We start from the raw sequence: 11,686 nt of genomic DNA on the forward strand, positions 1-11,686 counted from the left end.
CGATCGCCGGGGGCCGGGCGTTCTACGAGCGTCCGGCCCCGCTCCGCGAAACGAGCGGATTGTCCAGTTCCCCGGCGTACTGCAGGCTGTCGGACTGGTTCTCCAGGTCCACCATGGACGTGTTGTCCCGCAGCTGCAGACGGTTGAGGCAGGAGAGCCGGAACGTCTCGGTCAGCAGGTCCCAGCGCTCGAAACGCTCCTCCAGTTCCGGGTGGGCCGCCTGGTAGTCGCGGACCACGTCGCCGACGACCGTCCAGAACGCCTCGGCGGAGAGGACGTCCTCGCGGTCGAGGATGGCCGAGAGGAACCGCAGGAAGCAGTCCACCACGTCGGTCAGGATCGTCAACGGGACCTCCCAGTCGTCGACCTCGTGCGCGGTGCGGCCCACGTCCTCGGGCAGAGCGGTGACGCCGTTGAGGAAGCCGATCTCCTCCCCGATGTCCTTCATGAAGACGCGGTCGACGCGGCCCTCGTCGAGCACCAGGATGACGTTCTCCCCGTGGGGCATGAAGCAGAGCCCGTACTTGTACAGGCAGTGCAGCAGCGGCACCAGGTAGGCGTCCAGATAGGAGCGGAGCCACTCGCCCGGGGCCTGCCCCGAGCGGCGGATGTGCTCGGCGGCCAGGGAATTGCCCTCGCCGTCGACGTGCAGGAGCGAGGCCATGGTCGCCAGCTGCTCGCCCTCGGAGGTCTGCTCGACCGGGCTCTCGCGCCACAGCGCCGCCAGGAACTTCCGGTAGGGCGACCCCTTCGGGGCGACCTCGGTGTAGACCGGGTGCCAGTAGCCGGCCGCGGAGTGCTCACGCAGGACGCGCACACCGGTCTTGCGGAGCGTGTCGTCGGAGTGGACCAGCTCGGCGACGAAGTCGTTGATCGCCGGGGTGACCGCCATGTAATCGGTCGACAGGCCCCGCATGAAGCCCATGTTGAGCACCGACATCGCGGTCTTGACGTAGGGCGCGGTGGGCTTCGAGCGGTTGAAGAACGTCCGGATCGACTGCTGCGCCTGGTGTTCGGCCGTGCCCTCGCCCAGGTAGCGGACGCGCCCGAAGGCGATCTCGGCGGCGAAGCCGGTGGCGATCTTGTGGCGCCACTGCCACGGGTGGACCGGCAGGACGACGACGTCCTCCAGCGACAGCCGCAGGGCGGCCAGGCGCTCGCGCAGCCACGGCCAGTCCCCCGCCGCCAAGTCGGCGATGGTCTCCTCTTGCGTCCCCTCGGTGCTGGAGAACAGCGCGTGGGTGCGGTCCAGCGCGACCCACACCAGCGGGACGGCCTCGCCGGCCTCCGGCGCGTAGGCGGCGTAGTCCTCGACGCTCCAGCCGATGCGCCCCGAGCCGGCGACGAAGCACGGGTGTCCGGCGGTCATGGCCGCCTCGACGGTCTGGAAGTCAGCGCGAGCCAGCTCGGCGGCGGTCGGCTGGCGCCGCGAGCGCTGCCACACGCCCCGGTTGACCGTCGCGGCGACCTCCTCCAGGTAGACCTGGAGGACCTCGTCGCTCATGCCGAGGGCCTCGGCGAAGTCGGCGAAGAAGACGCCGGCCTCCAGCGGCTGCGGCTCCTCGTCCAGCAGGCAGGTGACGCTCTCGGGGTCGACGTCCCAGTGGTCGAGCGGGAGGCGCCGGGCCGAGAACGTCCAGGTGAGCCTGCGGCCCTGGACCAGGTAGCCCCATTCGGCCTCCTCGGGTTCGAGGAGGCGCTCGTGGGCGAACTCGCCGAGGGCCTTGGCCAGGAGGCGGCGGGTCTCCGAGGTCCAGGCCTCGGCCTTCAGGTGGGCGGTCGCGTCGTTCACTGTGCGGCTCCCTTCGCGGCGGAGGAGGCGTAGGCCTCGCGGGTGCAGAAACTGAGGAGTGCCTCCTTGCCCGTCAGGGGGACGGTGCGGTCGGCGGTGAAGCCGGCCCAGGAGTTGAGCTTGTGGATGGGCGTGTTCTCCACGTCGGGCTCGACCACGACGCGCGTCGCTCCGCGCTCCTCGAAGAGGTAGTCCATGGTGAAGCGCATGACGGCCCGGGTGAACCCGTGGACGGGGGTGTCGGTGGGGGCGTTGAGGACGTGCATGCCGATGTCGCCCACCTCGTGCTCGAAGCGCCCGGCGAGCTCGCTGTGCTCGGGGTCGTAGACCTCGATGAGGAAGCGGGGCGCTCCCCGGTGGAGTCCCATGTAGGCGTCGATGTACGGGTCGGCGGCGGCCGCGCGGAACTCGGCTCGCACCGACTCGGGCGTGGCGTCCTGGGCCATCCAGAACCTGCTCTTGGGGTGGCGGAACCACCGGGCGAGAAGGTCGGCGTCGCCGTCGCCGACGGGGCGGACGGCGAGTTCGCCCAGGGCGGGGTCGATCCTCTCGAAGACGCGGTCGCTCATCGGTTCTCCCCCGTTCCGAACTCCTGGAAGGCGATGCGCCTCTCGATCGGGTAGTGCTCCTTGCCGGTCATGGTGCGCACGAGGTGCGCGTTGCGGTAGGCGGCCATGCCGAGGTCGGGGCTGACGAAGCCGTGGGTGGCCAGTTCGGCGTTCTGGACGAAGACCGACCGGTCGGCGTCGACGGTGTAGTCGCGGTGGGCCTCGAAGCGGCCGCGCTCGTCGATGCGGAAGCGGTCGCGGACCGGGTCGAGGAAGCCGGGTATCGCGTAGGAGTAGCCGGTGCAGGCGACGATGTGCTCGGTGTCGAGGGCGAAGTCCCTCTCCTGCTCGACGTGGCGGACCGAGAGCTTCGCTCCGGCGGGGCCGGCGGCGGTCGCGGTGACCTCGGAGTTGGTCCACAGCCGGGTGGGGACCGAGCCGTGGTCGTGGTCCAGCTGGTAGAGCAGCTCGTAGATCTCGTCGATCAGCTCGCCGTTGATGCCCTTGTAGAGGCTCTTCTGGTCCCGGTTGAGGCGGTCGCGCTCGGATCCGGGCAGGGCGTGGAAGTAGTCGACGTACTCGGGGCTGGTCAGCTCCAGGGTCAGCTTGGTGTACTCCATGGGGAAGAAGCGGGGCGAGCGCGTCACCCAGTCGACGGTGTAACCGCCGTCGACGGCGTCGCCGAGGAGGTCGCGGTAGATCTCGGCGGCGCTCTGGCCCGATCCGACGACGGTGACGGAGCGTCCCTCCTGGATCTCGGCGCGGCGGTGGAGGTAGTCGCCGGAGTGGACCACCTTGTCCGCCACCGGGGCGAAGGACTCGGGCACGTACGGGGCGGGCCCGGTTCCCAGCACCAGGCGCGGGGCGCGGTAGGTCCGCTCGCCCTCGGGGGTGTCGGCGTGGACGGTGTAGAGGCCGTCGGCGTGGGTGACGCGGTGGACGTCGTGGCGGAAGCGCAGGTTGGACAGTCGCGAGGCGGCCCATTTCAGGTAGGTCTGGTACTCGCTGCGGAGGGGGAAGAACGACTCCCTGATGTAGAAGGGGTAGAGGCGCTCCTCCTGTTTGAGGTAGTTGAGGAAGCTGTAGGGGCTGGTGGGGTCGGCCATGGTCACGAGGTCGGCCATGAAGGGCACCTGCATGGTGGTGCCCGGCAGGAGCATTCCGGGGTGCCAGTCGACCTCCTCCTTGCGTTCGAGGAAGACGCCGTCGAGGTCGTCGATCGGCTCGGTGAGGCAGGCCAGGCCGAGGTTGAACGGCCCCAGGCCTATCGCGATGAAGTCGCGTTCTTCGGTGCTCACTGGTTCGGTCCTTCGGTGTTGTGGGCGGCGAGGCCGTCGAGGACTTCCATGACGTCCGCGACGGTGGTCAGGGGGTTGAGGAGGGTGAGCTTGAGGACTTGGCGCCCTTCGTGGACGGTGGCGGCGACGAGGCCGGTTCCGCCTTCGGCCAGGGCGCGGCGGGCCCTGCGTTGGAGCTCGTCGTCCCCTTTGAGGCGGAAGAGGACGGTCGACAGTTCGCTGGGGCCGGTGACGGTCTCGAAGTCGGGGTGGGCGTCGACGGCCTTCCAGACGTCGTCGGCCAGGTCGCAGACCTGGTCGAAGAGGACGCCGATCTGCTCGGGGCCCATGGCCCGGAGGGTGAGCCACAGTTTGATCGCGTCGAAGCGGCGCGTGGTCTGCAGGGACTTGTCGACGAGGTTCGGTTCGGGGCTGGTCCTCGGGTTGAGGTAGTCGGCGTAGTAGGTGGTGTGGCCGAGTTTCCCGCCCTGCTTGACGAGCACGGCGGAGGAGCTGACGGGCTGGAAGTAGGACTTGTGGAAGTCCACGGTGACCGAGTCGGCGAGTTCGATGCCGTCGAGGAGGTGGCGGCGGGTGGGCGAGACGAGCAGCCCGCAGCCGTAGGCGGCGTCGACGTGGAGCCAGGCGGTGCGGCCGTCGGTGATCTCGGCGATGCGACGGAGGCGGTCGACGGAGCCGTAGTCGGTGGTGCCGGCGGTGGCGACGACGGCGGCGACGTGGTCGCCGGCGGCCTCGGCGTCGTCCAGGGCCCGGCGCAGGGCGGCGAGGTCCATGTGCTGTTCGCCGTCGACGGGTACGGCCACGACCGATTCCCGGCCGAGTCCGAGCAGCCGGGCGGCCTTCTGGACGGAGAAGTGGCCGACCTCGGAGGCGATGATCCGCAGGCGGGGCAGGGAGTCGGCTCCCCATTTCGCCTGGGCCTCTTCGCGGGCGATGAAGAGCGCCTGCAGGTTGGAGAGGGTGCCGCCGGAGGTGAAGACGCCGTCGGACTCCTCTCCGAAGCCCACCAGGCCGCAGGCCCAGTCGACGAGGCGCTGTTCGATGACGGTGGCCCCGGCGCTCTGGTCCCAGGTGTCGACGGAGGTGTTGACGGCGGCGTTGAAGGCCTCTCCGACCACGGCGGGGAGGACGACCGGGCAGTTGAGGTGGGCGAGGTACTTGGGGTCGTGGAACCAGACGGCGTCGTCGAGGTAGACCTCGTCGAGCTCGGAGAGGGCGGCGGCGAGGTCCTCCAGCGGGCGGTCCAGGTCGATCTTCTCGTGGCGGCGGCGCATCTCGTCGTGGGAGACGCCGGTGAAGGGCTGCTTCACCTCGGTGAAGCGGTGGGCGATCCGGTTGACCGCGTCGTGGACGGCGCTGCGGTACCGTGCGGCGCCGGCTCCCGTCAAGATCTGGTCGCGGGCGGAGGTCGGTCGGTCGGCGTCAGCGCGGGGTCTGGGCGCCGTGGCCGGCTCGGTCCATGCCATGGGCGATCCTTTCTCGGGGTTGCCTTGTGGCGGTGTCCTTTTAGCGGTGAGGGCCTGGCACATCGAGTGCTGAAACGGGAGGGGGCCATGCCTCAAGCATTAGGTTAGGCTACCCTTACCCACCTTCCATGGCAACACCCCCGCGCTGTGTGATCTACGCCAAAAGGGGGTCACTGTGCGGGATCGCCGCTCGCCGCCCCTTGTATTCCGCACTACTGTGGGCGCTAGTACGAATGAGGCGCTCCGCGGAGCCCGATCGCCAGGAGGAGACCGTGGGCAAGGTCTACGAGAACATCACCGGCCGCCTGAGGACTTTCATCGAGGCGCAGCCGGTCTTCTTCGTCGCCAGCGCGCCGCTCTCGGCCGAGGGCAGCGTGAACCTCTCCCCCAAGGGCCGTTCGGGGACCCTGGCCGTGTTGGACGAGTCGACGCTCGCCTACCTCGACTTCGGCGGAAGCCACGCCGAGACCCACGCCCACCTGCGCGAGAACGGCCGCATCACCCTCATGTGGTGCGCCTTCGAAGGGCCGCCCAAGATCCTTCGCGTCCACGGGGAGGGCGAGGCCGTCTACCGCGACGACCCCCGCTTCACCGACCTCATCGGACGTTTCGCCGAGGCCGACGGCGTCGGGGTCCGGGCCGTCATCCTGGTGCGGGCCAAGCGGGTCAGCGACTCCTGTGGTTACGCCGTGCCGTTCATGGACTACCGCTCCGAGCGCGACCTGCACGCCGAGTTCTTCGACCGCAAAGGGGAGGACGGCTTCCGCGAGTACAGCGAGGGCAAGGAGACCAACCGCCGCAGCGTCGACGGACTGCCCGCGCTTCCCCTGCCGCTGCCGCCGCGCCCCGACCGGGACTGACCGGCCGGGACCGGAGCGGGGCGCTCCACGTACGGTACGGGCCGCCCCTCCGGCATTGACCCGGCGGCGGCGAGGGCCCACACTGATGGAATGGCACAGCGGAAGAAGATCCTGGGCGCACTGGCCGCCGGCGCCGCCGTCGGCGGACTCCTGGCCGTGCGGCGCCGGCTGACCAGGCCTCCCCGGGCCGTCCTCTACTCCGAACCCGGTTTCCGGGGGCGGCAGTGGCGCAGGATCCACGACGGCCGCGCCTATCCCGTCGATGGGACGTGCCTCCCCTCCCTCGGGTCGGTGCGCCTGGAACGGGCGGACTACTACGACGCCTTGCCATACGCGCTCAACGATGTCGTCATCGCCGGATCCATGGCGGTGGGCGAGGGCGCCGACCACCTCGCGCGCCAGGTCGCCTCCGCGGCCCGGCACGTCCTCCGACCGCGCAACCTCCTGCCCGTCTACGAGGACGAGATGGTGACCCGGACCTGGCTGCGGCTCTGGGAGACCGATCCGGACCGGGCCTCGGCCGAGCCCGAGGACGCGGCCTGGACCGACATCCTCGACGACTCGCCCGACCTGGGCGAGTGGGGCGAGCGGGCCCGGTTCTTCCAGGTCGGCATCCTCAACCCGCTCCCGGGATTCGAGGACATGGTGCTGCCCTCGTCGCCGCCGCTGGAGCGGTGAGGGGACGACAGCCGCCGATCGACGGACGCCGTACGCCCGGGCCCGCGGGACCCGGGCGCAGCGGTCCCCGACGCTACGCGGCGGACACCGCCTTGCGGCGGGTGCGCACGACGAGCCAGACCGAGCCGGCGAGTCCGACCAGGCCGACCCCGATGAGCGACCACGTGACCGTGCCGAGGAACGGCACCTCGTAATACGTCGCCAGCGACCCCGAGGTCGAGTCCCCGCCCTCCAGGTTCACCACGACCGGCACGTACTCGCCTTCCAGGCCGGCGGCGTCCAGAACGAGCGACTGCGGGCCCTGGCCTTCGACCGACGCGACCCAGATGTCCGCCTGGGCCGGGTCCTCGGCGAGCTTCGCGCCCGCGACGGCCTCCGAGGTCGGGCCCTGGGCGTTCGTCGCCCGGTGGACGAGAGTGTGCGCGGTGCCCTCCAGGAACCGCTCGACGTCCTCCTTCGCGGCGAATCCGGCGAACAGCGGTGATCCCCCGTCCAGCTCGACCCGGACCTCGGAGGACTCGATCACCCCGCCGACGCGGTACACCGACTCGTCCCAGGAGTCTCCCACCAGGACGTCGCCCTCGGCGCTGAAGTCCTCCTCCTCGACCGTGAAACGGCCCCGGTCGTCGGTCATGGCCAGGAGGGTGAGCCCGGTGAGGAGGAGGGCCAGGGCGACCAGCGCCAAGAGCCCCTCTCCCAGATAGGCGAATATTCTCTTTCCCTGTGTCATAAGGCGTTCTCCTTCGGTCTCCTTATTGAGACATTATGTCTCAATATAGCGGAGGCCGTCAACGGAGAATCCTCAGTCGTCCCGGCCGCTCCGCAGCAACCCCAGTCGGAGCTCCTCGCCCCACTCCGCCAACGGCCCCAGGGCCTCGGCGAGCGCCAGGCCGGCGGCGGTCAGCGCGTACTCCACACGCGGAGGCACCTCGGGGTGGACCGTCCTGACGACGATCCCGTCGCGCTCCAACTGCCGCAGCTGCCTGGCGAGGACCCTCTCGCTCAAACCGTCGACGGCCTCTGCGATCTCGCCGAAGCGGAGGCTTCCGGTGTTGACCACGCCCATGATGTGCACCTTCCACTTGCCCTCCACGGCCTTGATCGCAATGGCCGCGCCGTGTCCATGATCTGCGTCTCTCTGTCGTTCCACCGCACCGTCTCCGAAGTCATTACGTACGTTTCGGTCAGTTCTTGACCCGCGAGTGCGGTCTTCCGCCGCGCTCACCGATCGGGCCATGATGAGGTCTCCGCGCCAACGATCGCGAAAGGACGAACACCATGGAGAACAACGACATTCCCGCGACGACGCTCATCGGCCTCGGCCCCGTCGGGCGGGCCGCCGCCCGAACCCTCCTCGCCCACGGCCACCGCGTGACCCTCTGGAACCGTACCGCCGCCAAGGCCGAACCCTTCCGAGACGAGGCCACCATCGCCTCGGATCCCGCCGAAGCGGTGAGCGCCAACGGAACCGTCCTGCTCTGCCTCACCGACCACGAGGCGCTCTACGACGTCCTCGGCCCGGTCGAGCGACTCCTGGCCGAGAAGACGGTCGTCAACCTCTCCTCCGGCACGCCTCCGCAGGCCCGCGAAGCGGCCCGCTGGGTCGCCGGCCGGGGAGGCGACTACCTCTCCGGGGCCTTCATGTCGGTGGGCGACGACCTCTCCCACCCGCTGTCCCATGTGCTCTTCAGTGGGCGCCGCGACGTCTTCGAGCGGCACGCCGCCCTGCTCTCCCCGCTCGGACCGCGGCACTACTTCGGGGAGGATCCGGGCCTCGCGCAGGTCTACAACCAAGCGCTCCTGAGCGTGGTGCACCCCTTCGCGCTCGCCGTCGAGCAGTCCGCCGCCACGTTCGAGGGCTGGGGAGTGCCCGCCGAGGACTTCGTCCCCCACCTGGAGAGGCTGACAGACGTCCTGAAGGCGTTCGTTCCGGTGCTGGCCACCACGTCCGAGGACGTCAACGCCGAGCTCGCGCCCGACCGCATGATGGAGGCCAGCGCCCGGCACGCCGCCGACACGAGCGCCGAGGTCGGCGTGGACGCCTTCCTCGTCCGAGCGGTCCGGGACCACTACGCCGCCCGGGCCGCCTGACGCCTCCGCGGCGACTGCGCCGAGAGGACCGTCGACCGAGCGGTATCCTGGCGGCGACACCGAGTCTCGAGCCGGAGGAGCCCGCCATGCCGCCGTCCGCCAAGCCCAGGCGCCCGCGCCTGTCGGACAAGGAGACCGAGCAGCGCACCCTGCGCGCGGCCATGGACCTCGTCCACGACACGGGGTTGACCGTCAGCCTCAAGCACCTGAGCCTGGAGAAGGTCATCCGCGAGGCCGGAGTCGCCCGCGCGGCCGTCTACCGCCGCTGGCCCAATAAGGACGAGTTCTTCAACGACCTCCTGCTCGAACTGGCCAAAGGGGTAGAGCCGGCGGAACTGGGCGAGGTCTTCTCTCGCGTCCCCGCACGCGAACTCGCCGCCGAGCTCGCGCCCCTGGCGGACACGGCCCGGGGGCGCTGGGAGATCGCCGTCGAAATCGTGCGCCGGTCCAACGACTTCGACGGCGCCCGCGGATCCCGCGCCTGGCGAACGTATCTCGCCCTACACGCCACGTTCCTCAGCCTCGACGACGGTCCGCTCAGGGAGCGGGTGCGCGAGGCGTTGGCGAGATCCGAGGAGGGCTTCATCCGCCGCATCGCGGACTCCTACCGTTTCTTCTGCGGCGTCCTGGGAATCCGTATCAAGCCCGAGGCCGGTCTGGACTTCGACGACCTGGCGACCATGGCCAGTTCCGCCTTCCGGGGCGTCCTGCTCATGGCGCCGACCGTGCCGGCGCTCGCCGAGACGGTGCCGGACTCCGATCCGTTGGGCGCCGGCCGCCGGCGCTGGCGCCTCGAAGGCCTGGCCCTGGCGGGCATGGTCGGGATGTGCCTGGAGGCCGATCCGGACGTGGAGTGGACGGAGGAGCGGGTCGAGCAGGCGCGGGCGGCGCTGGCCGGCGACCCCGGGCAGGCGTGAAACCCGTGTGAATCCGGTGTGAATCCGGTGTGAGGACAGCAACTTCTTCCCTTCGAACGGGTCCTGATATGACGCCGACATGAAATTCCGAGTCACCGTCTCTGCGGACATCGACGAAAGGAATGACATGTCGGGCAATGTGGACATAGACCTCGAGAAGGTCCGCTCCAGCGCGGGGAGGCTCCAAGAGCTCTCCGCGGACTTCGGCCTCGTGGCCGACTACCTGGGCGAGTCGGAGGGAGACGCCTCGCTGTTCGGCGCGGCGGGACAGCCCTTCACCCTCCAGTACTTCACGACGGCGGACGCCGTCAAGTCCATGCTGAGGGAGATGACGACCGCCGGCGAAGGCTTGAAGAACCTCATGGACCAGGCCTGTGACAAGGTGGAGGAGGCCGACACCTCTTCCTCCGAGAACCTCAACGCGCTCATCGAGGAGCTCCTCGATGAGTGACGGAAAAGGGGAGGTGGTCGACTTCTCGGACGCCCCGCAGCAGAACGGGGCCTTCTTCAGCGGAACCATCGTCAACGGCGACCTCGAAGAGCACGCGAAGAACATCGGCGGCAAAGTGCCGCTCGTCGGAGGAACGCTGAACATCACCGACACCCTCTTCTCAGAGGACGGCCGCGAGCCGTGGGTCAAACTGTTCAACGGCGAAGCGTCCCGCGACGACTACTTCGCGATCGTCTTGGCGATCCTGGACGTCGCCAAGGAGATCGACGGACTGGTCGACGACTTCAAAGGAATCGCCAACCAGGATATCGGCGTCCTCATCGGGTGGCTGGTCGGGACGGTCCTGGAGGAACTGACGAAGACCATCCAGCCGATCGAGGACGCCTACGGCTACGTCCTGGGCAATCCGCGCCGGTTGGAGACGGCCTCGGAGATGTGGACCGAGGCGGGAAAGTCGCTCAACTCCCTGGCGGAAGCGTACGCGGAAGCGGGCGAGTCGATCGTCGGGGCCTGGTCCAGCCACAGCGGAGACGGTGCGGTGACCCGGATCCAGGATTTCATCGACCATACTCAGTCGACGAGTGACATCGCCACCCAAGTGGGTGAGCTCCTGAAGATCTTCTCCGACTTCTCCAAGCGCCTGATCGACATGTTCAACGACCTCATCGCGGAACTGATCGAGGCCATCATCGACGCGGGCAAGGATGTCTTCACCAAGGGATGGGGCGCCGTCGCCACGATCCTCATGGACCTGGAGATCATGACCGTGAGTTACGGTGTGCAGCTCGCGGCCATCCTGGTCCAGGCCATCCAACTCTTCCTGGCCGGCGCGGACCTGACGAAACAGCTGGAGGAGACCCTCGACCACGGCGAGGACATCATGAACCTGCTCACCGGCGCCGCTTGACGACGACACCACTAGATTGGAAAGGCCGACACAGATGAACACACCGCCGAGACTCGACCCGGAGTCCGTGCGCCGGATCTCCGAGTCCATAGAGTGCGAGAGCGCGAGCGACGACAGGTCGATCGTCGTCCGTTGCAGACCCGGACCCGAAGTCGTCGACATAGCGCTGAACTCGCGCGCGTTCCGACTCGGGTCCGAAGAGCTGGGGGAGAGGATTCTGGGCCTCGTTGAGAACGCCGCCGCGCAGGCGCAGGAGGAGAACCGCAGACAGGTGCTGAGCCTGTTCAACGAGGAAGGAACTGGCGATGGCGTCCGAAACTGAGAGCCCGCAGGCGATGCTGAAGAAGTTCGAGGACATGAACCGGGACTTGAGCGAGCGCCTCGAGAGGCTCAAAGAGGCCAGGGCTGAAATGGAAGAGCTCCGTACCGAGACGACCGACGACCGCGAGGTCGTCACGATCACCGTCACCGGAGAGGGCAAGTTCGACAAGGTGTCCATCGCGCCGGTCGGTATGCGGCTGAAGGAAGAGCTCGGCCCGATCCTCACCCGGGCCTTCGCTCGGGCACAGGAACGCCACGCCGCGAGGCTCCAGGAGGTCCGGCTCCGAGCAGCCCGGGAATCGCAGTGAACACTGCCGTTCGCGGGAGCGGGGTTCTCCGCTCCCGCGAACAGTCCCA

14 protein-coding genes are annotated in these 11,686 nt (G+C 69.0%); 8 read left to right on the plus strand and 6 right to left on the minus strand.

The genetic code is table 11. The annotated features are described in order from the left end of the window. Positions 1 to 22: 22 nt before the first annotated feature. The 4 genes from ACFTE1_RS11360 to ACFTE1_RS11375 are packed head-to-tail and all read right to left on the minus strand — an operon-like array spanning position 23 to position 5,104. Positions 23 to 1,792, minus strand: coding sequence for an IucA/IucC family protein (locus ACFTE1_RS11360; protein ID WP_380625006.1), 1,770 nt, complete (start codon positions 1,790 to 1,792; stop codon positions 23 to 25). Beyond that, positions 1,789 to 2,361, minus strand: coding sequence for a GNAT family N-acetyltransferase (locus ACFTE1_RS11365; protein WP_380625004.1), 573 nt, complete (start codon positions 2,359 to 2,361; stop codon positions 1,789 to 1,791). Before ACFTE1_RS11365 ends, ACFTE1_RS11360 begins: the two co-directional genes overlap by 4 nt. Then, positions 2,358 to 3,638 carry a lysine N(6)-hydroxylase/L-ornithine N(5)-oxygenase family protein gene (locus tag ACFTE1_RS11370; protein ID WP_380625002.1) on the minus strand — a complete coding sequence of 427 codons (1,281 nt, stop codon included), beginning with the start codon at positions 3,636 to 3,638 and terminating at the stop codon, positions 2,358 to 2,360. Before ACFTE1_RS11370 ends, ACFTE1_RS11365 begins: the two co-directional genes overlap by 4 nt. After that, positions 3,635 to 5,104 (minus strand): pyridoxal phosphate-dependent decarboxylase family protein, encoded by a 1,470-nt coding sequence (locus ACFTE1_RS11375; RefSeq protein ID WP_380625000.1) that lies wholly within the window; start codon positions 5,102 to 5,104, stop codon positions 3,635 to 3,637. Before ACFTE1_RS11375 ends, ACFTE1_RS11370 begins: the two co-directional genes overlap by 4 nt. Positions 5,105 to 5,376: 272 nt before the next feature. Here ACFTE1_RS11375 and ACFTE1_RS11380 point away from each other — a divergent pair, with 272 nt between their 5' ends. Together ACFTE1_RS11380 and ACFTE1_RS11385 are read left to right on the plus strand one after the other, a co-directional pair. Next, positions 5,377 to 5,964: a pyridoxamine 5'-phosphate oxidase family protein gene (locus tag ACFTE1_RS11380; protein ID WP_380625072.1), complete on the plus strand. Its 588-nt coding sequence runs from the start codon at positions 5,377 to 5,379 to the stop codon at positions 5,962 to 5,964. Between the two features lie 90 nt (positions 5,965 to 6,054). Beyond that, on the plus strand, positions 6,055 to 6,642 hold the full coding sequence (locus tag ACFTE1_RS11385) for a hypothetical protein (RefSeq protein WP_380624998.1): 588 nt from the start codon (positions 6,055 to 6,057) through the stop codon (positions 6,640 to 6,642). 73 nt (positions 6,643 to 6,715) lie between these two features. On the opposite strand, the gene ACFTE1_RS11390 is transcribed toward ACFTE1_RS11385, so the two are convergent. Both ACFTE1_RS11390 and ACFTE1_RS11395 read right to left on the minus strand, forming a co-directional pair. After that, positions 6,716 to 7,372: a hypothetical protein gene (locus ACFTE1_RS11390; protein WP_380624996.1), complete on the minus strand. Its 657-nt coding sequence runs from the start codon at positions 7,370 to 7,372 to the stop codon at positions 6,716 to 6,718. A 72-nt stretch (positions 7,373 to 7,444) separates the two neighbouring features. Then, positions 7,445 to 7,792 carry a winged helix-turn-helix transcriptional regulator gene (locus ACFTE1_RS11395; RefSeq protein ID WP_380624994.1) on the minus strand — a complete coding sequence of 116 codons (348 nt, stop codon included), beginning with the start codon at positions 7,790 to 7,792 and terminating at the stop codon, positions 7,445 to 7,447. Between the two features lie 128 nt (positions 7,793 to 7,920). Here ACFTE1_RS11395 and ACFTE1_RS11400 point away from each other — a divergent pair, with 128 nt between their 5' ends. The 6 genes from ACFTE1_RS11400 (at position 7,921) to ACFTE1_RS11425 (ending at position 11,637) form a co-directional block, all read left to right on the plus strand. Further along, positions 7,921 to 8,733, plus strand: a complete 813-nt coding sequence (locus ACFTE1_RS11400) for an NAD(P)-dependent oxidoreductase (protein ID WP_380624992.1) — start codon at positions 7,921 to 7,923, stop codon at positions 8,731 to 8,733. An 86-nt stretch (positions 8,734 to 8,819) separates the two neighbouring features. Next, complete coding sequence (locus ACFTE1_RS11405; protein WP_380624990.1) at positions 8,820 to 9,650, plus strand: TetR/AcrR family transcriptional regulator; 831 nt, start codon at positions 8,820 to 8,822, stop codon at positions 9,648 to 9,650. A 79-nt stretch (positions 9,651 to 9,729) separates the two neighbouring features. Then, positions 9,730 to 10,101 carry a hypothetical protein gene (locus ACFTE1_RS11410; protein WP_380624988.1) on the plus strand — a complete coding sequence of 124 codons (372 nt, stop codon included), beginning with the start codon at positions 9,730 to 9,732 and terminating at the stop codon, positions 10,099 to 10,101. Beyond that, a complete protein-coding gene (locus tag ACFTE1_RS11415; RefSeq protein ID WP_380624986.1) occupies positions 10,094 to 11,008 on the plus strand; it encodes a hypothetical protein in 915 nt (304 codons plus the stop codon). Before ACFTE1_RS11410 ends, ACFTE1_RS11415 begins: the two co-directional genes overlap by 8 nt. 34 nt (positions 11,009 to 11,042) lie before the next feature. After that, a complete protein-coding gene (locus ACFTE1_RS11420; protein ID WP_380624983.1) occupies positions 11,043 to 11,330 on the plus strand; it encodes a hypothetical protein in 288 nt (95 codons plus the stop codon). Next, positions 11,314 to 11,637, plus strand: coding sequence for a YbaB/EbfC family nucleoid-associated protein (locus ACFTE1_RS11425; protein WP_380624981.1), 324 nt, complete (start codon positions 11,314 to 11,316; stop codon positions 11,635 to 11,637). The genes ACFTE1_RS11420 and ACFTE1_RS11425 overlap by 17 nt, the downstream gene beginning before the upstream one ends. Positions 11,638 to 11,686: the final 49 nt, after the last annotated feature.

It is taken from the genome of Salininema proteolyticum, from assembly GCF_042685645.1.
GTDB lineage: Bacteria > Actinomycetota > Actinomycetes > Mycobacteriales > Micromonosporaceae > Salininema > Salininema proteolyticum.